Annotated in this window: 21 protein-coding genes; 10 read left to right on the top strand and 11 right to left on the bottom strand. The window is 44.2% G+C overall.

Annotated elements, in window-relative coordinates; translation table 11 throughout:
* Window positions 1-21: 21 nt before the first annotated feature.
* Window positions 22-726: a bactofilin family protein gene (locus tag IX31_RS17145; RefSeq protein ID WP_157837382.1), complete on the top strand. Its 705-nt coding sequence runs from the start codon at window positions 22-24 to the stop codon at window positions 724-726.
* Window positions 727-734: 8 nt separating this feature from the next.
* Here the strand turns inward: IX31_RS17145 and IX31_RS17140 are convergent, their stop codons facing one another.
* Window positions 735-1,577, bottom strand: a complete 843-nt coding sequence (locus tag IX31_RS17140; RefSeq protein WP_034460568.1) for a 23S rRNA (adenine(2030)-N(6))-methyltransferase RlmJ — start codon at window positions 1,575-1,577, stop codon at window positions 735-737.
* A gap of 170 nt (window positions 1,578-1,747) precedes the next feature.
* Between IX31_RS17140 and prlC the strand changes: the two genes are divergently transcribed.
* Both prlC and rsmJ read left to right on the top strand, forming a co-directional pair.
* Complete coding sequence (gene prlC / locus IX31_RS17135; RefSeq protein ID WP_034460566.1) at window positions 1,748-3,790, top strand: oligopeptidase A; 2,043 nt, start codon at window positions 1,748-1,750, stop codon at window positions 3,788-3,790.
* Between the two features lie 8 nt (window positions 3,791-3,798).
* Window positions 3,799-4,557: a 16S rRNA (guanine(1516)-N(2))-methyltransferase RsmJ gene (rsmJ, locus tag IX31_RS17130; RefSeq protein WP_034460564.1), complete on the top strand. Its 759-nt coding sequence runs from the start codon at window positions 3,799-3,801 to the stop codon at window positions 4,555-4,557.
* Between the two features lie 97 nt (window positions 4,558-4,654).
* Here the strand turns inward: rsmJ and uspA are convergent, their stop codons facing one another.
* Entirely contained in the window at window positions 4,655-5,092 is a 438-nt protein-coding gene (uspA, locus tag IX31_RS17125; protein ID WP_034460563.1) for a universal stress protein UspA, read from the bottom strand.
* 490 nt (window positions 5,093-5,582) lie between these two features.
* On the opposite strand from uspA, the gene uspB reads away from it, so the two are divergent.
* Window positions 5,583-5,918: a universal stress protein UspB gene (uspB, locus tag IX31_RS17120; protein WP_034460561.1), complete on the top strand. Its 336-nt coding sequence runs from the start codon at window positions 5,583-5,585 to the stop codon at window positions 5,916-5,918.
* Between the two features lie 138 nt (window positions 5,919-6,056).
* Here the strand turns inward: uspB and pitA are convergent, their stop codons facing one another.
* Complete coding sequence (gene pitA / locus IX31_RS17115; protein ID WP_034460560.1) at window positions 6,057-7,559, bottom strand: inorganic phosphate transporter PitA; 1,503 nt, start codon at window positions 7,557-7,559, stop codon at window positions 6,057-6,059.
* 229 nt (window positions 7,560-7,788) lie between these two features.
* On the opposite strand from pitA, the gene IX31_RS17110 reads away from it, so the two are divergent.
* Window positions 7,789-8,985 carry a BaiN/RdsA family NAD(P)/FAD-dependent oxidoreductase gene (locus IX31_RS17110; RefSeq protein ID WP_034460559.1) on the top strand — a complete coding sequence of 399 codons (1,197 nt, stop codon included), beginning with the start codon at window positions 7,789-7,791 and terminating at the stop codon, window positions 8,983-8,985.
* Between the two features lie 220 nt (window positions 8,986-9,205).
* Here the strand turns inward: IX31_RS17110 and IX31_RS17105 are convergent, their stop codons facing one another.
* The 4 genes from IX31_RS17105 to IX31_RS17090 all read right to left on the bottom strand — a co-directional run bounded on the left by IX31_RS17105 (window position 9,206) and on the right by IX31_RS17090 (window position 14,651).
* Window positions 9,206-10,432, bottom strand: a complete 1,227-nt coding sequence (locus IX31_RS17105; protein WP_157837381.1) for a hypothetical protein — start codon at window positions 10,430-10,432, stop codon at window positions 9,206-9,208.
* 221 nt (window positions 10,433-10,653) lie between these two features.
* Complete coding sequence (locus IX31_RS17100) at window positions 10,654-13,224, bottom strand: fimbria/pilus outer membrane usher protein (protein ID WP_072009473.1); 2,571 nt, start codon at window positions 13,222-13,224, stop codon at window positions 10,654-10,656.
* Between the two features lie 62 nt (window positions 13,225-13,286).
* Entirely contained in the window at window positions 13,287-14,021 is a 735-nt protein-coding gene (locus IX31_RS17095) for a fimbrial biogenesis chaperone (protein ID WP_122974049.1), read from the bottom strand.
* Window positions 14,022-14,075: 54 nt separating this feature from the next.
* Complete coding sequence (locus tag IX31_RS17090; RefSeq protein ID WP_034460557.1) at window positions 14,076-14,651, bottom strand: fimbrial protein; 576 nt, start codon at window positions 14,649-14,651, stop codon at window positions 14,076-14,078.
* Between the two features lie 430 nt (window positions 14,652-15,081).
* Here IX31_RS17090 and IX31_RS17085 point away from each other — a divergent pair, with 430 nt between their 5' ends.
* On the top strand, window positions 15,082-16,020 hold the full coding sequence (locus IX31_RS17085; protein WP_081908674.1) for a LysR family transcriptional regulator: 939 nt from the start codon (window positions 15,082-15,084) through the stop codon (window positions 16,018-16,020).
* Window positions 16,021-16,230: 210 nt separating this feature from the next.
* Here IX31_RS17085 and IX31_RS17080 read toward each other — a convergent pair whose 3' ends face one another.
* Window positions 16,231-16,740, bottom strand: coding sequence for a hypothetical protein (locus IX31_RS17080; protein WP_034460556.1), 510 nt, complete (start codon window positions 16,738-16,740; stop codon window positions 16,231-16,233).
* A gap of 8 nt (window positions 16,741-16,748) precedes the next feature.
* Complete coding sequence (locus IX31_RS17075) at window positions 16,749-17,423, bottom strand: helix-turn-helix transcriptional regulator (RefSeq protein ID WP_034460555.1); 675 nt, start codon at window positions 17,421-17,423, stop codon at window positions 16,749-16,751.
* Between the two features lie 654 nt (window positions 17,424-18,077).
* Between IX31_RS17075 and IX31_RS17070 the strand changes: the two genes are divergently transcribed.
* Together IX31_RS17070 and IX31_RS17065 are read left to right on the top strand one after the other, a co-directional pair.
* Window positions 18,078-18,581, top strand: a complete 504-nt coding sequence (locus IX31_RS17070) for a hypothetical protein (protein WP_034460554.1) — start codon at window positions 18,078-18,080, stop codon at window positions 18,579-18,581.
* Window positions 18,582-18,990: 409 nt separating this feature from the next.
* Complete coding sequence (locus IX31_RS17065; protein ID WP_034460553.1) at window positions 18,991-20,235, top strand: MFS transporter; 1,245 nt, start codon at window positions 18,991-18,993, stop codon at window positions 20,233-20,235.
* On the opposite strand, the gene IX31_RS17060 is transcribed toward IX31_RS17065, so the two are convergent.
* Both IX31_RS17060 and IX31_RS17055 read right to left on the bottom strand, forming a co-directional pair.
* Window positions 20,232-21,086 (bottom strand): helix-turn-helix domain-containing protein, encoded by an 855-nt coding sequence (locus IX31_RS17060; RefSeq protein ID WP_034460552.1) that lies wholly within the window; start codon window positions 21,084-21,086, stop codon window positions 20,232-20,234. The genes IX31_RS17065 and IX31_RS17060 overlap by 4 nt on opposite strands.
* Before the next feature lie 77 nt (window positions 21,087-21,163).
* Entirely contained in the window at window positions 21,164-21,823 is a 660-nt protein-coding gene (locus IX31_RS17055; protein ID WP_034460551.1) for a LuxR C-terminal-related transcriptional regulator, read from the bottom strand.
* Window positions 21,824-22,227: 404 nt separating this feature from the next.
* Here IX31_RS17055 and IX31_RS17050 point away from each other — a divergent pair, with 404 nt between their 5' ends.
* The gene (locus IX31_RS17050; RefSeq protein ID WP_034460550.1) at window positions 22,228-22,803 is read left to right on the top strand and encodes a fimbrial protein; all 576 of its coding nucleotides are present in this window, start codon (window positions 22,228-22,230) and stop codon (window positions 22,801-22,803) included.
* Between the two features lie 54 nt (window positions 22,804-22,857).
* Window positions 22,858-23,565 (top strand): fimbrial biogenesis chaperone, encoded by a 708-nt coding sequence (locus IX31_RS17045; protein WP_034460549.1) that lies wholly within the window; start codon window positions 22,858-22,860, stop codon window positions 23,563-23,565.
* Window positions 23,566-23,579 lie beyond the last annotated feature (14 nt).

Raw genomic sequence — 23,579 nt, 5'->3', positions numbered from 1 at the left:
ACTCATTTCACCCCTTCGATCATGAAGTCTGATCGAACAAAGCAAAATATACCGCTCTGGTTTGTCTGGTTTGCCTGGATAAGCGCCCTGGCCTGCTATGCCTTTGGCTGGAAATATGAGTTTCCTTTTATTGCAGCCGGGCTTCTTTTGGCTTTCGTCATCTATTTAATTATCAATAAAAAAGGATTTGTTATGTTTGGGAAAAAGACGCAAAAAATGGCTGATGATATTGAAGCCTCCCCTCAGAGTCCGACGGTGGACTCCCCAGCCGGTGAGAATGAGAGCTCTGTAGGGAGACAAACTTCACGTCGCTGCACTGTTATTGCGCAGAACACTTTGTTTACCGGGAATATTGATATCGAAGGTGATATCCATGTTTACGGTAAAGTGCAGGGAAATATTACTCTGAAGGATGGCGTCCTCTACGTGATGCGTGAGGGTTTTATTGAGGGAGAGTTTACGTCACCGGGAATTGTCATTAATGGTCATGTATCTGGAACCTGTGTCGGCGAATCTATAGAAATTCATGAACACGGTGAAATGGAAGGGATAGTTCGCGGCGTGGCGTTTTCGATTCGTCCTGGCGGTTGTTTTGTTGGAAAGTCTGAACGCCTGACGGCGAAGAAAGAGACGCAGTCTCAACGCGTTGTTGAGATGAAAAAGAACTCCTCAGAAAAAACAGAAGAGAAAACCGCAGAAGAAGCCGCGGTTCTCTCTATCGTTTAATCAGCGATTTACTCAGGCACAACCCAGCTTAATGTGGTTGAACCGGTGCCAGCCGGAACCAGCGTTTTATGCAGCCACGGCAGTACATTAGCCATTTGCTGCTCCAGCTTCCACGGTGGGTTGATAACAATCATGCCAGAAGCAGTCATACCACGGCGGTCACTATCCGGAAGTACCGCCAGCTCAATTTGCAAAATACGGCGAATGCCCGTTTCTTCCAGCTCACGCAGCATACGTTTGATCTGCTGGCGCATGACTACCGGATACCACAATGCATACGTGCCTGTCGCAAAACGTTTGTAACCTTCGCTGATACCCGTGACGACCGCCTGGTAGTCGGTTTTAATTTCATATGGCGGGTCGATAAGAATCAGACCACGACGCGAAACCGGAGGCAGTTTTGATTTTAACTGGGTGTAACCGTCAGCGCGTTCAACGCGCGCGCGGTTGTCTTTCTGAAATTCAGAGCGCAGCAGCGGGAAATCAGACGGATGCAGTTCGGTCAGTTGCAGGCTGTCTTGCTCGCGCAGAAGCTGGCGCGCAATCAGCGGGGAGCCTGGGTAGTAACGCAGTTGGCCGCTGTGGTTATAGGCTTTAACCGCATTAATGTACGGCTCAAGTTCCGCTGGCAAATCATCGTGTTGCCAGATGCGGCCGATCCCTTCGAGATATTCACCCGTGCGCTCAGCATGTTCGCTGCTCAGTTTGTATCGGCCAGCGCCTGCATGAGTATCCAGATACAGAAAAGGCTTATCCTTCTCTTTTAAGGATTCAATAATCAGACTTTGAACGGTGTGTTTCAGTACGTCGGCATGGTTGCCGGCGTGAAAGCTGTGACGATAACTGAGCATGGCTTGAGGGGTTTCCAAAGGCAAAAGAAGAACAACTATTCTGCACAGTATACAGCCTTATGCTCCCCGCCTGGCATTGAAATTAACTACACTAAGCCTCATGTTAAAGGGTATAGCTTTTGTAGCGCGGCCAGCCGCGCTCCACTTCTCAGATATCAGGAACCGCGCTTATGACTAATCCATTGTTAACGCCTTTCGACCTGCCGCCGTTTTCCTCTCTCAAACCTGAACATATTGTCCCAGCCGTGCAGCAAGCGCTGGATGATTGCCGTGCGAAAGTCGAAAGTGTGGTGGCACAGGGCGCGCCTTATAACTGGGAAAATCTTTGCCAGCCGCTGGCTGAAGTTGATGACCGTCTGGGCCGCATTTTCTCACCTGTCAGCCATCTGAATTCGGTACAAAACAGCCCGGAGCTGCGTGAAGCCTATGAGCAGACGCTGCCGCTGCTGTCTGAATACAGCACTTGGGTTGGGCAGAACGAAGGGCTCTATCAGGCGTATCGCGACCTGCGCGATGGCGCGTTTTATGCCGATCTCAGCGTTGCTGAGAAAAAGGCCGTTGATAACGCTCTGCGTGATTTCGAGCTCTCTGGCATTGGCTTGCCGGAAGAAAAACAGAAGCGTTATGGCGAAATCGCTGCGCGCTTGTCTGAACTGGGTTCGACCTATAGCAACAACGTGCTGGATGCGACTCAGGGCTGGACGAAACTGATTACCGATGAAGCACAACTTTCCGGGATGCCGGAAAGCGCGCTGGCGGCGGCTCGCGCTCAGGCAGAAGCCAAAGAGCAAGATGGCTGGCTGCTGACGCTGGATATTCCAAGCTATTTGCCAGTACTTACTTACTGTGACAACCGCGAACTGCGCGAAGAGATGTATCGTGCTTATGCCACTCGCGCGTCTGATCAAGGCCCGAATGCGGGCAAGTGGGACAACACCCCGGTAATGGAAGAGATTCTGGCACTGCGTCATGAACTGGCGGAACTGCTGGGCTTTGGCAACTATGCGGAAAAATCACTGGCCACCAAAATGGCTGAAAACCCGCAGCAGGTCCTGGAGTTCTTAACCGATCTTGCGAAACGTGCGCGTCCACAGGGCGAAGCTGAACTGGCGCAATTGCGTGCGTTTACCAAAAAAGAGTTCAATGTTGATGAGCTGGAGCCGTGGGATATCACGTATTACAGCGAAAAACAGAAACAGCATCTCTACAGCATCAGCGACGAGCAACTACGCCCGTACTTCCCGGAAGATCGCGCGGTCAACGGCCTGTTTGAAGTGGTGAAACGCATTTACGGCATCACCGCAAAAGAGCGCAAAGACATCGACGTCTGGCATTCTGATGTGCGTTTCTTCGAACTGTATGATGAAAAAGGCGAATTGCGCGGTAGCTTCTACCTCGACCTCTATGCTCGTGAAAACAAGCGTGGTGGGGCGTGGATGGACGACTGTGTAGGCCAGATGCGTAAAGCGGACGGTTCGCTGCAAAAACCAGTCGCTTACCTGACCTGTAACTTTAACCGCCCTGTAAATGGCAAACCTGCGCTGTTTACTCATGACGAAGTGATCACCCTGTTCCATGAGTTTGGCCACGGTTTGCACCACATGCTGACTAAAGTTGAAACTGCGGGCGTTTCCGGCATCAACGGTGTGCCATGGGATGCGGTCGAATTGCCAAGCCAGTTTATGGAAAACTGGTGCTGGGAGCCTGATGCACTGGCGTTTATCTCTGGCCATTTTGAAACGGGCGAGCCGTTGCCAAAAGAGTTGCTGGATAAAATGCTGGCGGCGAAAAACTACCAGGCAGCACTGTTTATTCTGCGCCAGCTCGAGTTCGGCCTGTTCGACTTCCGTTTACATGCTGAATTCAACCCGGAGCAAGGCGCGAAAGTGCTGGATACTCTGTATGAGATCAAGAAGCTGGTTGCGGTTGTGCCATCGCCAAAATGGGGCCGTTTCCCACACGCCTTCAGCCACATCTTTGCAGGTGGGTATGCCGCGGGTTACTACAGCTACTTATGGGCCGATGTGCTGGCAGCCGATGCGTTCTCGCGTTTTGAAGAAGAGGGTATTTTCAACCGCGAAACCGGACAGTCATTCCTGGATAATATTCTGACCCGTGGCGGTTCTGAAGAACCAATGGAGCTGTTCAAACGCTTCCGTGGCCGTGAGCCTCAGCTCGACGCGATGCTTGCTCATTACGGCATCAAGGGCTAATTCATTCCGTGAAAATCTGTTTATTGACTGAATCAGGCGCCGAACCCGGCGCCTTATCACTTTTGAGTGAACGTTGGGGTTTGACGCACGACGAAGATTCCCTGATGGCATTGGTTTTGACGCCGGAGCACCTGGAATTGCGTAAGCGTGACGAGCCAAAACTCGGCGGCATTTTTGTCGATTTTGTCTCGGGCGCGATGGCGCATCGCCGTAAGTTTGGCGGCGGGCGTGGCGAAGCGGTGGCAAAAGCTGTTGGCATCAAAAGTGGCTATCTGCCGGATGTGGTCGACGCGACGGCAGGGCTTGGGCGCGATGCATTTGTGCTGGCATCTGTAGGCTGCCGAGTGCGAATGCTGGAGCGTAACCCGGTGGTTGCGGCACTGCTTGACGACGGCTTGCGCCGTGGTTATCAGGATGCGGAAATTGGCGGGTGGTTGCAGGAACGTTTGCAACTGATTCATGCGTCCAGCCTGACGGCGTTAAGCGATATTACACCGCGCCCGGAAGTGGTCTATCTCGACCCGATGTTCCCGCATAAGCAGAAAAGCGCGCTGGTGAAGAAGGAAATGCGTGTGTTTCAGTCGCTGGTGGGGCCGGATGAAGATGCAGATGGTTTGCTGTTGCCTGCGCAAAAACTGGCAACCAAACGCGTGGTGGTAAAACGCCCTGACTACGCGCCACCGCTTGGCGGCGTGGAGACGCATAACGCTGTGGTGACCAAAGGCCACCGTTTTGATATTTATTCGGGTACGGCAGTCGTGGTGTAAAACGTAGGGCGGATGAGCTTGCGCCATCCGCCGCTATGTCAGAACTGGCGGATGACGCTTTCGCTTATCCGCCCTACGGTTTAGTCACCGCTAGCTTTTAATCTTCGTCTTCGTCACGCAATGGAACAATCAACATATCCACGTGGACGGTGTTGATCAGCTGACGTGCGGAAGACATCAGTTTGCTCCAGAAATCCTGGTGATGACCGCAAACTACCAAATCCATGTCGTATTTCTTAATGGCATCTACCAGAACCTGGCCCAGATCGCCGCTACCGCTCAGCGTTTCAGTAATCGGATAACCTGCGCCAGTAGACAGTTCGCTTAACGCGTGGTGGGTTTCTTCAGAAATACGCTTCTGCATATCGCCCAGATTTACATCAATCAGTCCGGTATAGAGATCGGAGTAATTTACATCAACATGAATCAGGGAAACCTTCGCGTTGTATGGGCGAGCCATAGAAACTGCTTTTTCCACCAGTACTTTGCTCTCCGGGGAGAGGTCTACCGCGATCAAAATGTGTTTGTAAGCCATAATTTTACTCCTTCCATAAGTTGTCGATGACCAGCCTGGTCGGGAAACACTATACACTTCAGCGGTGCTACCCGAGTGTAACGACCTAAATTGTAGATGATATTTCTACCCTATAGCGAATGATAGAAATCGTCAATGTGCCACCGTTGTATACATTGAAGCCCCAAATAGCCGTTATCGTTTTGATAAAGATTAATGATGTGGCAAAAAAATTAGCGGATCTCCTACACTATTAAATAAGCCGTTCCGGAATATATCCGTCGTCTTTCAAGTTGCATGTGCGTTGGCTGCGTTCAATCGCCCGAATCGCTTACCAGTGTAAGCTTATCGGGACTCATTCTCCTGCCGCCTGCCTGCAACTCGAAATCCATTGGGTATAGTTATGTGAGCCGGATCGGCTTTTTGGGCTCGCTAAACGGTCTTTCTGGTTTTCGGGGTGAGCGGTTGCCCTGGAGTGATGTTCTGGGGCTTCACCGGGAGGGGAATTATGATGATCAGCACCGTCGCGCTTTTCTGGGCGCTTTGTGTAGTTTGTGTTGTGAATATGGCGCGCTATTACTCATCTTTGCGTGCGCTGCTGGTGGTATTACGCGGATGCGATCCGTTGTTGTATCAATACGTCGATGGAGGTGGTTTTTTTACCGCTCATGGCCAGCCCAGCAAACAGATTCGCTTAGTGAGTTATATCTATGCCCAGCGATATCTTGACCATCATGATGATGAGTTTATTCGCCGCTGTGAACGTCTACGCCGCCAGTTTATTTTGACCAGCGCGCTATGTGGACTTGTGGTGATTAGTCTTATCGGTTTGATGATCTGGCACTAACAGTTTGAGCACATAAAAAAAGCGGGCCAGTAAACTGACCCGCTTTTTGTCGTTTTGGTGGATGACGCTAAAGCTTATCCACCCCACGAATTTATTGGTTTGTAGGTCGGATAAGCGAAGCACCATCCGACACAACCCTTAGATGAAGTGCAGTGAAATCCAGTACAAGCTACCAGAAAGCAGAATCGACACCGGCAAAGTGAACACCCAGGCCATCAGGATGTTGGTTACCGTTTTACGCTGCAAACCGCCACCATCAACAACCATCGTCCCCGCTACGGAAGAAGAAAGCACGTGAGTGGTAGAAACCGGCATACCGGTGTAGCTCGCAATACCAATGGAGACGGCGGCTGTCATCTGCGCGGACATACCCTGCGCATACGTCATGCCTTTCTTACCAATCTTCTCACCGATAGTTGTCGCCACACGACGCCAGCCAATCATAGTACCGAGGCCGAGTGCCAGAGCAACCGCCATGATAATCCAGATTGGTGCGTACTCGATGGTGTACAGCAGGTCAGTTTTCAGCTCTTTCAGGAAGCGCTTATCGTCCGGTTTGGTTTCCGGCAGATTTGCTACTTTCTCTGAAGTATCTGAGATGCAAAGCAGCAGGCGGCGCATATGGCTACGCTGCTCAATGCTCAGCTTGTCGTAGCTGTCGATATTACCCAGCAGCTCTTTTGCACGCTGTACCGCAATCATGGCGCGGCTTGCATCACAATGGAACTCAGCAGGTTTATCCTGACCCTGTACTTCTTCAGGGGTCGGGATAGCAGGGTTGAGATCAACTACATGCTTAATTACATCACCGTGCTGTGCATAGTACTGCTCAAGGTGGGTGATGGCATCACGGGTACGAGCAATATCGTATCCAGAAGCATTCATGTTCACCACAAAGCCTGCAGGCGCTACACCAATCAGCACCAGCATGATCAAGCCAATACCTTTCTGACCATCGTTCGCACCATGAGAGAAGCTCACGCCAATAGCGGAGATAATCAGAGCGATACGAGTCCAGAATGGAGGCTTTTTCTTGCCGTCTTGTTTTTCACGTTCGGCAGGTGTCAGGTGGATACGGCGGCGCTTTTTGGTGCCGCTCCAGTAGCGACGTAGCAAAAAGATTAACCCGCCCGCAATCACCAGACCGACCAGTGGAGAGAGGATTAACGACATGAAAATCCCAATAACTTTCGGGATGTTCAGCGCATCAACTACCGAGGTTCCGGTCATCAGTGCGTTCGTCAAACCAATACCAATGATGGCACCGATAAGCGTATGGGAGCTGGATGCCGGCAGACCAAAATACCAGGTGCCGAGGTTCCAGATGATAGCGGCCAGTAACATAGAGAACACCATGGCTAAGCCATGTGCGGACCCTACGTTCAACAGCAGATCGGTTGGCAACATATGCACAATCGCATACGCAACACTCAATCCACCGAGCAGAACGCCGAGGAAGTTAAATAACGCAGCCATTGCCACCGCGAGTTGCGATCGCATTGCACGTGTATAAATAACGGTTGCCACTGCGTTAGCAGTGTCATGAAAGCCATTGATCGCTTCGTAGAAGAGAACAAACGCCAGAGCAAGTAATAACAAAAGCCCGGTATGCATATCCAGGCCATTAAACAGAAATTCCATAGACGTTACGCCATTTTGAGGACATGAACGCGGCGCATTATGTAAGACAACTCTGTAATGCGCCAACAGAAATATGGACTTTTCTTGATGTTTGTCCTCGTTAGGTCAAACAGTGAAAAGATTTACATATTTATTTTCAATCACCTGCAATTGTTAAGAAGCTTTTAGCTGGTGCGACCAGGCCGCTATCTTTACAATTCCTTGCATTAAGCATAGTCGGGAGTAGGTCGTGGGAAAGTTTGATGCCGTTATTATTGGTGCAGGTGCCGCAGGAATGTTCTGTGCAGCGATGGCTGGGCAGGCTGGTAGCAAAGTGCTGCTTATTGATAACGGTAAAAAACCAGGCCGTAAAATCCTGATGTCAGGTGGAGGGCGCTGCAACTTTACTAATCTTTATATCGAACCTGCAGCATATCTCAGCCAAAACCCTCATTTTTGCAAATCTGCTCTGGCGCGTTATACCCAGTGGGATTTTATCGACATGGTCGGTAAACATGGCATCGCATGGCATGAGAAGACCCTTGGCCAACTTTTCTGCGATGATTCAGCGCAGCAAATCGTCGACATGTTAGTAGCGGAATGTGAAAAAGGGCATGTCACCACACGCCTGCGTAGTGAAGTATTATCTATAGAACATGATGAAAATGGCTACACCATTGAATTAAATGGCGACAGCGTGCAAGCGGCAAAATTAGTCATCGCTACGGGTGGTCTTTCTATGCCGGGTCTTGGGGCAACACCGTTTGGCTACAAAATCGCAGAGCAGTTTGGGCTAAAAGTTCTCCCTACTCGTGCGGGCCTGGTGCCGTTTACTTTGCATAAACCACTTCTCGAACAGCTCCAGGTGCTTTCAGGTGTATCCGTTCCGTCAGTGATTACTGCGGAAAATGGAGTGAGCTTCCGTGAGAGTTTGTTGTTTACCCATCGTGGATTATCTGGCCCGGCGATTTTGCAGCTTTCTAGCTATTGGCAGCCTGGTGAGTTTGTGATCGTTAACTTACTTCCTGATACCGATCTGGATGAGCTTCTCAATGAGCAGCGTAGTGCTCACCCAAATCAAAGCCTGAAAAACACACTGGCGATGGTGTTACCAAAACGCCTGGTGGAGTGCCTGCAACAGCTTGGGCAAATTCCAGACGTGACGCTTAAACAACTTAACGTGCGCCAACAAAGCGAACTGATTGAAACTCTACAAGCCTGGCAAGTGCAACCTAACGGTACAGAAGGTTACCGCACTGCAGAAGTGACGCTTGGTGGTGTAGACACCAACGAACTTAGCTCACGCACAATGGAAGCACGCAAAATGCCGGGTTTGTACTTTATCGGTGAAGTGATGGACGTAAGCGGCTGGTTAGGTGGATATAACTTCCAGTGGGCATGGAGTTCAGCCTGGGCTTGCGCGCAGGATTTAGTGAGTGTGGATTGATAAAAAAGTTGTGCCGCTATTTTTAGTTCTTGTTTTTATCGATTTCGAGCTGTCATTGCTATGGGAGCAGCGGTGTAAAGCTGAGCGGCTACAATTTTGAGCTCTGGCCTAAATTTACGCCTACTATTTCTGGCCATTAAGTCGTATTTTTTGCATTCAAAAAATGGAAAACCAATTGTTGTTAGTGTGCAAAATATTAAAGTTGCGCACTAACAATGCCTTAATTATAAGTTGCTATTACTTCAACGTTGGCATTAGCAACACCAGGTTCAACATCTTCAGTATTACGAATGTAGCGTGCAGACATTTTAATCTTTCCATCGGCACCTACGGGGATGGCATTGGCACCAATTGCATAAGTTGTATTGCTGTAATTACTGTTGAGAATGTTGGCATTAATCCATGAACCAAGTTGTACTGGTTTAGTAGGTATATTCCCTTGGCCCGCGGGATCTCCCCAGGCAAGCTGTAAGTCATATCCTTTAGCGCCACCCAAGTCTAGCTTAAATGTGCCTTGTAGAGCATCAATAATAGGATTTATTGGTGCTATTTTAATCTTAATGGGCTGATTTCCAACAGTGTTAGCTCCTCTAACTCCATTGTCTGCGTTAAAAATATTTGTAGGGTTTTTTATCGACCCATTATATCCCCAAGCTTGTGAACATTTAAGTTGAAAAGTTGCGTCAACCCATGGTGAGCTATTGGTAACCGGGGTATCGTGATGCGTCCCCATATCTACTCTCTGATTTCCACTTAGAAGTTCGCAGGTGCTGGGTTGAAATAATACCGAAAATGCAATTCTGCGTGTTACTTGCGCACAATATTTATTATTTCCATCAAGTCTTATACTTCCTGGTGGGCAAGTCTGGATATAATCATTTACAACATCATATGGCCTTATAAGTGAAACGACCGTAAACGAAGTAACCTGAGTCGTACCAGTTTGTGGGATAAAGCCCGGCATTATCCACAGCTTTAAGTTAAACTTTAACTGAGTCCAATAATTATCATATTTATTCCCGGCGCTCACGTTTTCCGGCCACACTGGAATATCCATTTTACTGCCTGTGAAAGCTTCAGTAATTGACACGCCCAATCCTTGAATGTTGGTAGGATAAATTTTCTCCCCATTATAGGTAACTATTTCGCCAGGAGGAATGTCAATTAAAGTTTGTACAGTTGTAACCCACTCGGCTACCCTGCAATCGGCGTACGCTGCATTAACCGTAACATTATCTAATGAATATAATAATTTATAATTTTCATTGCTAGCGGGTGCAACCACATTTGAAGTGGTTGTGGTATAGTCTCCGCCAATACTTGACGAAGTCCCCCGACAGTTTTTTGGGACGGCAAATGAATAATTAGCGAACAATAAAAAAAGAACTGCTATTGATAGAATGCATATCCGTTTTTTCTTACATTTAGTCATAGGTTGCATATCCATTCTGAATTTACTACGTCCTTTTCAATCTCGTTAGAGATTGCAGATTTTTACCTCTTGAGAAATAAAGTAAATCCTAGCTTGGTATTGGTTTATTTCTCAACGGAAATAATAGTAAAGTAATTTCTATACTTTAAAGTATTGAACAATACTCCAGGCAGTTAGAAAATCGTCGTTGGAAAAATGACTAGTAGTTTTAGCATTGATTTAAAATAAAAGTGTACTCACAGGCAAGGTGTATCAAAGCGCTGTGGTATTTTTTTCTGTGCTTTATCTGTCGATAACGGTGCCAAAATATAATTCACTTTACAGCTCGATTCAGCACCATTACCCCATGTTACCCTCAGCGTACCTTTCATATCGGCAACCTTGGCATAAATCACCCCACCCTGTGTGACTGCACCCACGTAGTTATTCAGCTTATCGAAGACCTCTGCACCAAATGGCAGCGGGTTACCGTTAAATAAAGAGGTGATCAGCACTGGAATACCCGTACGTGTATTAAATTTAACCTTAACTACAGCACCGGCACGAGGCACTGCTTTCTGGGAGGTATTTTCAAATTCCACATCCTGTGAGGAACCTTCAGGATCTATCGACACTTCGTTCAACTGATAAGGCCGCATTGAAGGGAATACGGCATAGCCAAATGAATCGACTTTTGTCCCGGCATAAGTACCAATTTTGGCACCTTCTGCCCCTTTAGCTTCTACCAGGGCAAAGGTATCGCCGGTATAAGGAGAAAGTGTGACACCTCCCGAGTGGGCAATCATCGAACCGGTCATACCAACAGTGGTAGTTTGGTATTCAGGCCCTTTGCTGTAGGTACCGCTCATCTGAGCAACGCTGCCAAACCAAGTACCGCCCACGCTGCCAGAAGTACCCGAACGGCTATCATGCGATCCGTTCAAGTTATAGGTATATTTGTTGTTCTCACCTAATGCGCCGCCAATTGAAGCCTGTTCATTTTGCCCACCATTATTATCATGGTTGTAGCGCAGGCTTACCGTTGGAGAACGCACATCACGGCTTTCCCATAGAGGGAAAGAGAAGTTCAGGTTAAAACTCGTTTGGTCCGCACCATAGGCATTTTGGCTACGGCTTACGTTAACGCTGTAGTTCACTCTTTTAAAAACATTCGAATAGCCTAACTGATACTGTTTATTATATTTATCGTTATTCCAGTAGTTCTCTACTGATGCACTGGCGTAAAAGTTTCCCCAACCTTCAGCTAATCCCTGGCTTGCGGAGACCGCGAAACGGTTTTTGGAACGCATAATACCCGTGCCTGACTGGCCACTTTTGACGTTGTCACGAGCCAACATTGTGGTCATATAGTCCATGTATCCGCTACTAGAGAAGCGGTATGCGGCCAATGTAATGTTACTGTTAGTCTCGGTAACGAGTTTACTGTAACTCGCCCGATAACTTTGCCCTGAGAGAGAAGAAGGTTGGTCTTGATATTCACCAATTTTGCTAAAAGATTGCGTGATGTCGACACCAAATGCGCCCAGCAGCGTACTTAATGCGGTACCAATCTGTGCGGCCTGATAGTTTTCACTCGCCTGTACACCCGCATAACCCGTAACTGAGTTAGATAGCCCGCGTTGATAAGTTGCCTCATATAACATCGGCTTATCAGAAATATTGGAATCGCGTAGCTTGCCCACTGTTAAGCTAAAATGGTGTGAACCAGGACGCAATAGCTGTGCAACTGAAGCATAAGGCATCGAATAGTTTTGTACCGTGCCATCAGCTTCCTGAATAGTGATATCCAGATCGCCACCGTAACCGGTTGGGTAGAGATCGTTAATCAGGAAGGCGCCAGGTGTGACAGTGGTTTCATAAATGATTTGACCCATCTGTTTCACAATGACTTTGGCATTGGTTTTCGCAATACCGCGAATTTCAGGCGCATAGCCACGTTGTGAATCTGGCAGCATGCTGTCATCACTTTCAACCCGTGCACCGGTAAATGGTAAAGAGTCGAAAAGCTGGCCGCTGGTATTGGATTGCCCAAGTACGACACGCCCACGCAAAGCTTCAACATCGCGCTGCAGGTAGGTATTTATGGTGTTGTATTGACTGCCCTGATCTTGCTGCCAGTTATAAGACCCATTATGACGCAGGTACCAGGCGCCAATATTCAGGCCGCCGTTCAGACCCGCATAAAAAGTACGGCTGCTGTTAGTACCAAATTTAGAATCATAGCCGTTGAGATAATAGCTTAATAGGCCGGCTGAGATTCCACTATCCCACAGAGCAGGGTCAACCGTGCCGCTGGAGATGCGGTTAACGTAAATTTGTGGGATAGAGATATTGAGCTGTTGCTCATTGCTATCAAACTGAACTTTAGCGTCTGGAATAACGCTCTGGAGGTTCGCGCAGGCGACTTTTCCAGAAACCATTTCCACTGCTTCTGGTGAAAGCTGTGATTGGTTGAAGTTGATTAACTGGAGTATTTTGGTCGTCAAACATGGGTAGACGGATTTATCTGCTGCTTCCTTTAGCTCAACGTTATCGACTCCAACCTCGGTATTATTAACGATGATACTTACACGGTAAACACCAGGTGTACCGCTTGAGCCTTTTGAAAAACGGGAAAGATCGATCTTAGTGTTACTGTCCATACGCATTAGATCAGACTCAAATTCAACGCTGTCAGTTACAGGTTGGGTATCTTCTGTGACTGGTTCATTTGCACGCACGGGAAATGTTGCCAAACAGAGAATAATAATCGGGGTTAAGCTATTATGACGCGTTAGCTCTTTATTTTTAATTTTTATTATTTTCATGTTGGCGACCTTCTCTCTCACTCGTAAATCAAGCTTTAATCCATTAAAGCTAATAAGGAAAATTAATGGCCATTCGCATTGTATTTTACAAAGGCACCATAGTCATTAATAGCGGTATAACTCAACTGAGAGAGATCACTCACTCCAGCAAGGTCTTTAAATTTGTATGTCTGTGTGCCACCTGGGGATAACATATCTCCTTCCATTTCATGATTTTTACCGTTATTTTTGTAATAAATCATTCCTAGTGTCACATTATATGGCGTTGGGTTAATCACCAACAAAGCACCATCACGAATTTTCCAGACTAGATCTTTTGGTGCGCTGTTTGCATTACCTGCTAATCCATCTGGACGGTAGAAAATTTTTATTCGCGTACGAAATGCTATATTAAGCCGACTTTTATCCAGAACACTTTTTTGTTTGGCAGGAACCTCAAGTACATTTAACCAATATACAGATTCTTTATCTGTTGGCAGTGCAGGCGTCCCAATATAAGTAATTCGTAAGGTTTGTCCTTTCCCAGAATCCATTCTGTTAATAGGTGGTGTTAAAATAAATGGCACGGAAAGTTTTTCAGGCGAAATATGTTCGTCACCTTTATCAATCCAGCTCTGTACTAATACAGGAGATGGGTTGTTATTGGTCAATTTAACCGTAACTTCATCTTTGCTTTCACGGTAAATAACTCGGGTTGAGCCAATAACAACGCCTGCGGATACATAATTGGCCCATCCTAAAATCGCCCCAATAAAACACACTATGGCGGTTTTTCTTGCGTAATGACGCATAAGCATATTGATTCCAAATGAGTGAAGCAGGGGCAATGGCTTACCCCTATGGATAAAGATTTATTTATACATCAGGTCGTAAATTACTTTGCCTTCCACAGTACCGGCTCCAACGGTCGTAGCTGCTTTCACGTATTCCACGAAATAGTTCAGACGCGCTGTACCGTTCGGTGAACCCACAACAGTCTGGAAGCCTGTACCACTATCAGCGCTCTGAGATGCGTAACCCACTTTAATCGGTGCCAGTGAAGTACCATCCACCAATTGCAGCATTACACCTTCTGCACCGCCAGTTGCACCTTCGGAAAGGTTCGTCAGGTAACCAGTAGTACTATCTACGTTGGCTGAACCATTGGAGCTGGCATTGAAGTAGGCAGCTACTTTGGTTTTGCCTGCAACCAATGTGCAGCCAGTGACATCAATAACGAACTGCGTACGGCCAGCTGTAGCACCTACCGCACCGTCCAGAGAGGTAGAAGAAACAGTCGGCAGTGTCACGTCATTCCCACCGGCGACATTGGATTCACAGGTGCTTTCTGTGATTTCACCGTGAAACAGGATTTCTTGACCAGCCTGTGCAACATTGATGAAAGAGAGAGCAGAAATAATACTGGTAACGATAGCGAGCTTTTTCATGTTAATTCCCCGTTCTTGGGTTTGAATAAATACAAATTTCCGTTTGCTTAACGATTATTAATTCCAGGTTGGTCTGATATTAATTACAGCCAAATCTGATATTAATTACAGCATTGATGCATAATATTATATAAACCCACTCTAAATAGATCGTGCGTGGATTTTGAGTAAGATGTTGATTAATTAATTTATTGTCTTTGAAGATGCCCTCCATTCGTTATGACACAACCAAAAGAAACAGTTTTATTAGCAGAAATATTACCCTATTGAATATAGGCCTGTATTTAAGAATTCAACTCTTTTGTTGGGTTAAAATCTTAAGGATATTACTGGTTTATTCCGATGAGCTATATTCGCATTTAGGATTCCTACTAACAACGACAATGAATAAGAAAGCCAATTCGGATAAGTAGAAAATGGACTATAATTTATGATAACAAGTCAACAAAAAGTTAACATGATGAATAGAAAACTAGATCTAAATTTGTTAAGAGTCCTATGTGCATTGGTTGAAAACAAAAATGTCACAGAGACTGGTATTCGCTTAGGAATGGGCGTTTCATCGGTCAGCTATGCATTGAATAAACTTCGTGACCATTATTCAGATCCAATAATGATGCGTACTAAAAATGGGATGCAACCGACAAGTTTGGCATTAGATCTTTACAAGCACTTTTCCCCAGCTCTCAATTTGATAGAGCCAGCTTCAACGGATAGAAAATTATCTTCTCCGGATAAAAATTTCTTCCGGATCAGAACTAACTCGGTGCTTGAAAATTGGTTGGCATGGAAATTCATGAACGATGAAGGAACTGAAATTCAAAATGCTATTTTTGAATTTAATAACTTCAGCAATGACACTGATACTAGAATTGAGGCGTTGCGCAGAAAACAAATTGATATTGATATTGGTACTTCTTTAGCCGTTGATAGTTCTATTATAGAGTACCAGATCATCCTAAAAAATATTTATGCAGTGTGTCAGGTGAATCATCCTCGCTTGCAGGGCAAAGTCACACTGGAAATGCTTAAAAAAGAAAAACTTGTTGCATATGTACTTCCGAAGGATTCGCCAGAGATAGATTTAGAAAAATATGTCTTTTATTTTGATGGGATTAGCAGCTTATCAAGGAGGATTCGTGTCTCCTCCTACGATACAATGCTGATGTTAGTCTCACACTCGAATGCTGTGTGCTTTATGCCCGCGCCGCTAATTGATTACTATTCACAAATGTATAATATAAAAGTATTAGAGACCGATGTTGTAAATGGTCATGCTATTACTATTTATGCAAATATTCTGAAATCTGCAAAAGATAACCCTGTATTAAAAAATATTATCAGCCATCTTATGACATTAGCTGATTGATTTTCTGCCAGTCGTATAAAAATGCCATTACTTTAATTTTATTGTAATGGCACGTTTCTTCTTAAATTGCACTATGGCTTTTCTGATTACAAAAATAACAAATATTAAAAGAGCTAAAGAGGTAATCAAAAAAATGGCAAGATCAATATTCATCATCACCTCATTAAAAAAGATGTTTGACTCAGGCGAATATGCTTTTCTGTTTTACCCTTAGAACCAATAAATCAATGTGTCTCTGAATTTTAAACAGGATTGGATGGTGATTTTTTGTGAAACATTCACAAAAGCCTCTTCCGCTTGTAAATCCTTCTGTGCATATGGTGTTAGAAACTGAATTTCATATTGCTCACTGGTAAAAGGAATAGCAATGACTGCCTTAACACTTTTTTTAGCATTCTGTTTTTGTGCATTGCGTAATGCTTCATTTTTTTGTGTTAGCTTACGATATTCTTTATCAGATATTGAATGAAGTTTGCTACTACCGTCCGGGAACGCTTTTTCGCAATTGACAGGCTCAACGATATCGGCAAGTTTCGGGTAAACAATCTCATTATCATTGTCGAAATAAAATGATTTTTTCTTTTCAATCGCGCTATTTTTTCCTGATTCTTTCAGTAACCAATCTGCTGCTCCTCTTGATGCAATGACTTGCGCACTGACCAATATAGAAGTAAACAAAATTAAAACTAATTTTATAGCTTTCCCATTTTTAGTCTCCAATTATAATGCTATAAGTTTTTGATATGCGTACTGTTCCTGATGAAAAAATACAGTTCACTTAAAGAATGTACGCTAAATTTTGAATAGATTCTTGAACGATGTGCAAGCACGGTTTTCTCACTAATATACAAGTTATTAGCTATTTCCCTGGTGTTTTTTCCCTTGAATATATTTTTCAATACGTTAGCTTCACGTGTTGTTAACCTTAAAAAAGGTGTACAAATTTCTGGCAAAACATCTTGTCTGAGCTCAAAATCCCTGGTGCCGACCATTTTAAGAATTACACCCTCAATATCCATGATGGTATGTCGCAATGGAATGGATTTATTTAATACCGTTTTAAAGAGTAAATTATAAAAATGGCTCATTTTATTATATTCAGAGCCATCGCATAGAAACACGGACTCAAACTGCAAATTGGTATCGTTGATTTTATTGACCATTTCAAGACGGTCATGGAAAAAGAAACCATCTGAATCAAAGAACACGATCGATTTCCCTCCTACCCGCAACATCTTTATTGTAAGATCATTAAGATTAATGATTTCATATATATTATAAGAAACGTTATCTCTATCACATTTTGAAAAGACTTCTTTAATGATTGACTCTAATCCCAGTTTAAGAAATTGATTTTGAGTGAGTATAAAAATACTCACGAGTCCATTGCTATTTTTTAACATTTTGCATCCTGCATAGTTAAAGAGTAAGAATTCAACCTGATCATGTTGTAAGTTATCTCATTGTCTAAGAAGCCGTCTTTAGGATTTCAACTCTTTTATAGGATATTTATTAGGAGGTTTCCTAGGCGCCTATAGTCCTATTGCTTAGGGATGGGTGCAAACATAAAGAAAGAGAAACCATTTTCTAAAAATCAGAATCTTACCCCAACGGATTTTGGCACGGACAAATATTAGTTTTTGAAAATAATGGACTTTAATTTTCGTATAGGCCTGGTATATACTCGCCAAAATTACAGGGCTACAAAATGTAGGCAGACTCGTAGTGGTGCTTTGCTTGTGTTGATTTTCGCGTGAAAACTTCTACGCTTAGAACTAGCTGTAATGTAAAAAGTTGATGTTAACGGATGATGTAAAGCACGTTTCTTTGCTTTTAAAATCTTAATTTCTACTAGATTACCTCAACCCTTTAGGTTTCGGTAATAAAGCTCATCTGCTTTTTCATTCACATGGAAGCGATGCATTCTCTATGCCGAGTCGCTCCTTACTTTTTTGTGTTAGTCGTTGATGTAATAAAAAGGGCAAACCAGCAATTTTTAGAAAGTACAGGTCACCAGGTGACGTTATTCGTGGTTAAACGTGAGTTAGGCTAAGAAAATGAATCTAAAAAAAACCAGTGTACTACCCGTTTTTCTTCTTATGGCTTCCTTCTCGGTCTTTGCGAAAGAAGTGAAATTAGGCAATGACCTTGCCACGTACACTTTGACCTGCGGTAAATCCATTATGGTCAACTTTACCGATCTGACCGATGCCAATTCTGGACATACGTTAATCGGTCTGAAGAACAAGCAAACTGGTGCAGTCGACCTCTTTTTATCACGCACCCCAACTTCCGATCGCCGACAGTATGAACAATACAACAGGGTAATCTACGATAACCTGTCCAAAACCTACATTGGTATGGCTGATAGCCCAAGTATTGTATGGGGCTCGGCACGCGACAATGGCCAGACAGAGGATACTTATCGTTTGGCTCTGGGCTCACACGTCTATATTTGCGGAAAATTAGAAAAACTGCCGGATGAAACCGCGAACACCCTGTATGGAGAAGCGGATGACGAAAACCCGAGTGATGGGACCAATGCAACCTACGGCCAATAGCATTTGGCCGTAGTATTCTTTTCTTCAGATACTGTTCTTAGGTTCCTTTCTTAACTGCTGGTTTGACGATGTCATGCCAGCAGTTACATACCTCAGTCGTTCCCCAACAGCTTAAAATCACACGCTGATTTTATTTATTTCAGTCGTAACGTATTGCCTGGTGAGATCTGTATTTCATTGATGTCACTTAGCTTCCCGGAACCCTTTACCTTAAACTTACTGATAATTAACCTTTCTGGCTATGAGTTCGCCATGAACCGTTGGTACATAGCAAAGATCTTGTAGGTGGTGTTAGTAAGGGGGGAAGTAAGGCATTACATATACCCATCATCCTTCAGGTTGTTGATGCGTTTGCCGCCTTATCACATCATAGTGAATATTAAGCCGCAAAATAGTTCGGGGAAAATTAGTGAGCACAGGTACGGCAGCAATATCTTCTAAGCGGGCATTTTACTATGCGCCGTTCCGCAATTTGTTTTTTGCTCGCCTCTTGACCGTGCTGGGCAATGGAATCGCACCGATTGCCCTGGCGTTTGCCGTGCTCGACATGGGGGGATCAGCCGCTGATTTGGGTATTGTTATTGCTGCGCGCTCTATCTTTAACGTCGCTTTCTTACTGATTGGTGGCGTACTTGCCGATCGTTATTCCCGAAGCCGTGTACTGCTGTACTCATCGGTTATCGCTGCAATCTCACAGGGTATTGTTGCCGCCCTTGTTCTGGATGGCTCAGCAACCATTATGTTGTTGGTGATACTAGGCGCAGTAAACGGAGCCGCAGCGGGGGCTTCATTACCTGCTTCACAAGCCATGGTCCCACAAACTGTCCCGGTGCACTCCTTGCGGGAAGCGAATGCTTTTATCCAGTTGGGTATTTATGGTGGGACGGTCATTGGCGCATCGCTGGGTGGTGTTCTCATAAGCGTAATGGGGCCTGGCTGGGGATTGGCAATTGATGCTTTAGGGTTTGCGGCGTCAGCACCGCTGTATTTAATGATTCGAACTAATGCGGCGCAGTCTCAGGGGGCTGAATCCAATATCTTGCAGGATTTAAAGGATGGTTGGGCTGAGTTTATTTCACGCTCATGGGTATGGGCTATTGTGGTGCAATTTACCATCGTGAACGCCGCTTTTAGTGGGATGATGATGGTGCTGGGTCCGGTCGTCGCAGATGCAACATTTGGCCGAACAGGTTGGGGAATGGCGATAGCCGCGCAGAGTACGGGTTTGATTGTCGGCTCTGTTATTGCGCTTCGCTGGCGGCCGCGTCGGGATTTATTAATCGGTACAATTTTAACGGCATTTTGCGCAGGACCACTTGTTATCCTTGCTCTGATTCCGTCAACTTCAATTTTGATGGCAGCATTTTTTATCGCAGGCGTTGGTTTCGGGTTGTTTGGTGTGGCCTGGGCGCACTCGTTACAAACTCATATCCCCCCTGAAAAACTTGCCCGTGTTTATGCCTATGATGCATTGGGCTCATTTGTGGCGATTCCGATTGGCGAAATCGCCGCAGGGCCTCTTGCGATGCACTACGGCAACACAAATGTTTTACTGGCTTGTGCGGCTGCGGTTCTTGTTGCAACCTTTGCAGCCAGTTTCACACCCTCGATTAGAAAACTCGATAATACAACGCAGATCAGACAACACGGCTAGTTCTTATTCGGCACCGCTTCGACAGGAATGTAGTATTCACAATCCAGAGCATTTTCTGACCTGGCATAGCCGTTATAAGTAAAAACTTCAATATCAGGTGCGGTTCTGCGTTTTAACCTGTGTTTAGGAAAAATGCTGAGATAAATATGTTTTGAATACTTTGAATATTCTTCTTTATTGCACCTGAATGAGAATCTGGCATATACCCCCGAAGGGTAGGCATGATCACCCGGTTTTTTATTTACCTCTTTTTTATGTATGCCAATAATAGAGCTTAGTTTTATTCGCATTGAGTGTTTCTTATGTGCATTATATTCTGATATAGACCAAATATTTTGTTTCTGACTATTCAAATGGTTAATGATGGTATTCCAGCGGGACTCTAAAATATCTTCATTGGTGGGGATAGCTATTTCTTGATGAGACATATGGCCGGAAACATATCCTTCGGGCAATGTGCATATCTGAAAACTGCCTACATCGACGCGGCTAAAGTTAAATTCTGCCAGTAATGGTGAGAAGTCCCAACAGCTACTGCGACGGTACTGAAGTGGTGTTATTCCTGCTGCTTTTTTAAATTCCCGGCAAAAGGACTGTTGCGAGTCGTAGCCAAATTTTGAAGAAATATCAATTACATTCATGCTGGTTAAACGCAGATAGATCGATGCTCGTGTCACTCTACGCTTACGTATGTACAGGCCGAGAGGCATCCTTACATGATGTTTGAAAATAGTCTGGATATGCCTGCGACTGTAACCTGTAAACAGGGATATATCATCAATGTTAATATTCACATCGATATGGTTTTCAATGTAATTTAATACTTCCTGTACTATATTCTTTTTAAGCATGTGGCAATGCATCCTTGAATAAAAAAATCCCTGATCAGATATACATATTGAATTAGTTTAGTCAATCAACCCCGTTATTATTGCGTTGTAGGTAAATTGATGTAATTAACAAGTTGGTTGTTAACCCAATTTACAGCTTGTATCCGATTATTTACTGATATTTTCTTAAATATATTATAAAGATGCGTTCTGACCGTGTTTTCACTGATAAAGAAAGATTGGGCGATACGTGCATTAGATTCACCTTTACATAACTCGTGCAGGATCTCGTACTCTCGTACGGTTAAATTTCCTGATTTTTTATCACCATATGTCTGTTCCGGTGCAATTTGAAGGTAAGCGTTTGCATTATTCTCATGTTTATTTTGCATCATACTTTTTATGGCATTAACCAGACTGCCAGGAGTGGAGTCTTCGGGTAATATGGTGTCGAAACGATGCCAAATTGATTTCTCATAAACCGATAAAGCCCTTGAGCAGTTAAGCAGGCATATCCGTATGCTGGACTGGCTTTCCGCAAGCAGCTTTGGCCAAACTTTGTTGGATTTGCTGCTGGCAGCATCAGTATCGTAAATAAAGATAGATTTCTCAGAAGCATAAAACATCATCGGTTTTTTTACATTGAGCACGACAACCGGGATCTTAATTTCCTGATTCAGACGCTCAAGAAGAAGATGGTTTTGCACTGAGGGTCGGGTGACTAAGAACAGTTTTTGCTCTGCTGCGTAGTTAAGCATTGATCTTCCCTCTTTATAGTTATTTTCTCCAGGACAGTAATTTCACTGTCACCCATTAATTGGGCTAACGATAAGATGTAAGACCTAATGAGATTTAGCTTATTGTGCATAATAATAAATCGGTTTTACCGAATTATTAAGCAGGAGTTATTTGTCTTTAGAATGGGGTTGTTGATATATAAGGGTTTAATTTTCCAAAGTGTTTCTTATAACCAGGAAAAGATAAAAACACATTCCATTGCATAACAAATTTTAAGATTAATATATTAGTAGCAAGCACTAGGCACTATACAAATACGTTAATATCCGTAGTTACTTATATGTTTACTTATTCATAATATATCTGAGGTAAATGCCTCTTGATAGATACAGAATTATTGTATTCCTAACAAAGGGAAAATATTATGAATAAGGTATCAATTCTTGCTTTATTGACATGTGTTAGTTTCTCTCCTGTAGCAATGGCTCTTGAAGGCAATGGATCAGGAATAAAAGAATGGGCCAATGTGGTTCATTTCGATGGCCTCGTATTTGAGAGTTCATGCAAGATATCTACCTCTGATAGAGGGAAACAGGTCTCTTTACCACCAGTAAGATTTTCAGAAATACCAACGTCAGAAACAAGAACCAACGCTATATCATTTAAGTTAACACTTGAAAATTGTGGGTTAATTGCTGAAAAACCTCCGAAGATTGCCATTCAGTTTAATGATAATAATGTGACACAGCAGGGGTACTTGAAGAACTCAAATGAAGCATTGGGTAATGTTGGACTTCTGCTTATGACCAAAGATGGGAAAAAGATTGACGTAGGTGAAAGAAGCTCTCATCTGGCAGATGATGAAGGTGGTCATTATAATAGTAATAAACGCAACTATTCATTCAATGTTGGTTATATAAAAGTGAGCGACCCAGGTGTGAAATCTGGTACATCAGGTCCAGTTACTGCCCAGGTTAATTATCACATAACATATTTTTAAGATAAAAATACCATAGCCATTTATGGCTATGGTATTACTCACATGGAGGTTGCGATGCGATTTTTAATTCTTATATCTTGCATGCTATTAACGCCACGGTCCTATGCCGACAATATTATTGTTAATGGAACTCGTTTTATCTACCCGGCTAATGCTCCAGAAATCACTATCCAAATGACAAACACAGGTAGCGCGCCATCGCTGGCTCAAATCTGGTTAGATGAAGGTGATCCTGATGTACCGCCAGAAAAAATCTCTACGCCATTTATAATATCTCCACCTATTGCTCGCGTTGATGCAAAAAATGGTCAATCAATAAGAATTAAAAAACAGGATTTGAAAAAGATCACGATTAATGACAAAGAGTCGCTATGGTGGCTAAATATTTTGGATGTTCCTGCAATCGATAAGAACGAGTATAAAAAAGATGCTGGCATGCTAAATATGGCGATCCGTTCCCGTTTTAAATTTATATGGCGGCCTGAAGGGCTTGGTAATAGAGCAGATGCAGAAAATAAATTAGAGTTACTTGCTTCAAAAAATAAAATTACGGTTCTTAATTCCTCGCCATTCTTTATTACTATTGTCGATATTAAAACGGCTTCAGGTTCCGGCCTTTTAGAAGAAAGTGAGATGGTCGCCCCCAGGAGCCAAATGGAATTTAAAGTAAAAGAGAACATTTCTCACGGGCAAAATTTAGTTGTTCAAAGTATTAATGATTACGGTGGAGTAGTTGAAACAAAAATCATTACTCATGGATAGTAAGGATATAAAAA

Source organism: Buttiauxella noackiae (assembly GCF_000737905.1).
GTDB classification, from domain to species: domain Bacteria; phylum Pseudomonadota; class Gammaproteobacteria; order Enterobacterales; family Enterobacteriaceae; genus Buttiauxella; species Buttiauxella noackiae.
The sequence above is the reverse complement of the archived record's forward strand: the minus strand, read 5'-3'. Positions and strand labels throughout refer to the sequence as shown.

Coding starts and splice junctions, on each gene's coding strand:
- uspB (WP_034460561.1), top strand. CDS start 5,583: ATGATCAGCACCGTCGCGCTTTTCTGGGCGCTTTGTGTAGTTTGTGTT.
- IX31_RS17145 (WP_157837382.1), top strand. CDS start 22: ATGAAGTCTGATCGAACAAAGCAAAATATACCGCTCTGGTTTGTCTGG.
- prlC (WP_034460566.1), top strand. CDS start 1,748: ATGACTAATCCATTGTTAACGCCTTTCGACCTGCCGCCGTTTTCCTCT.
- IX31_RS17070 (WP_034460554.1), top strand. CDS start 18,078: ATGAATCTAAAAAAAACCAGTGTACTACCCGTTTTTCTTCTTATGGCT.
- uspA (WP_034460563.1), bottom strand. CDS start 5,092: ATGGCTTACAAACACATTTTGATCGCGGTAGACCTCTCCCCGGAGAGC.
- IX31_RS17140 (WP_034460568.1), bottom strand. CDS start 1,577: ATGCTCAGTTATCGTCACAGCTTTCACGCCGGCAACCATGCCGACGTA.
- IX31_RS17090 (WP_034460557.1), bottom strand. CDS start 14,651: ATGAAAAAGCTCGCTATCGTTACCAGTATTATTTCTGCTCTCTCTTTC.
- pitA (WP_034460560.1), bottom strand. CDS start 7,559: ATGGAATTTCTGTTTAATGGCCTGGATATGCATACCGGGCTTTTGTTA.
- IX31_RS17105 (WP_157837381.1), bottom strand. CDS start 10,432: ATGGATATGCAACCTATGACTAAATGTAAGAAAAAACGGATATGCATT.
- IX31_RS17060 (WP_034460552.1), bottom strand. CDS start 21,086: ATGCTTAAAAAGAATATAGTACAGGAAGTATTAAATTACATTGAAAAC.
- IX31_RS17045 (WP_034460549.1), top strand. CDS start 22,858: ATGCGATTTTTAATTCTTATATCTTGCATGCTATTAACGCCACGGTCC.
- IX31_RS17095 (WP_122974049.1), bottom strand. CDS start 14,021: ATGCTTATGCGTCATTACGCAAGAAAAACCGCCATAGTGTGTTTTATT.
- IX31_RS17085 (WP_081908674.1), top strand. CDS start 15,082: ATGATAACAAGTCAACAAAAAGTTAACATGATGAATAGAAAACTAGAT.
- IX31_RS17100 (WP_072009473.1), bottom strand. CDS start 13,224: ATGAAAATAATAAAAATTAAAAATAAAGAGCTAACGCGTCATAATAGC.
- IX31_RS17050 (WP_034460550.1), top strand. CDS start 22,228: ATGAATAAGGTATCAATTCTTGCTTTATTGACATGTGTTAGTTTCTCT.
- IX31_RS17055 (WP_034460551.1), bottom strand. CDS start 21,823: ATGCTTAACTACGCAGCAGAGCAAAAACTGTTCTTAGTCACCCGACCC.
- IX31_RS17075 (WP_034460555.1), bottom strand. CDS start 17,423: ATGTTAAAAAATAGCAATGGACTCGTGAGTATTTTTATACTCACTCAA.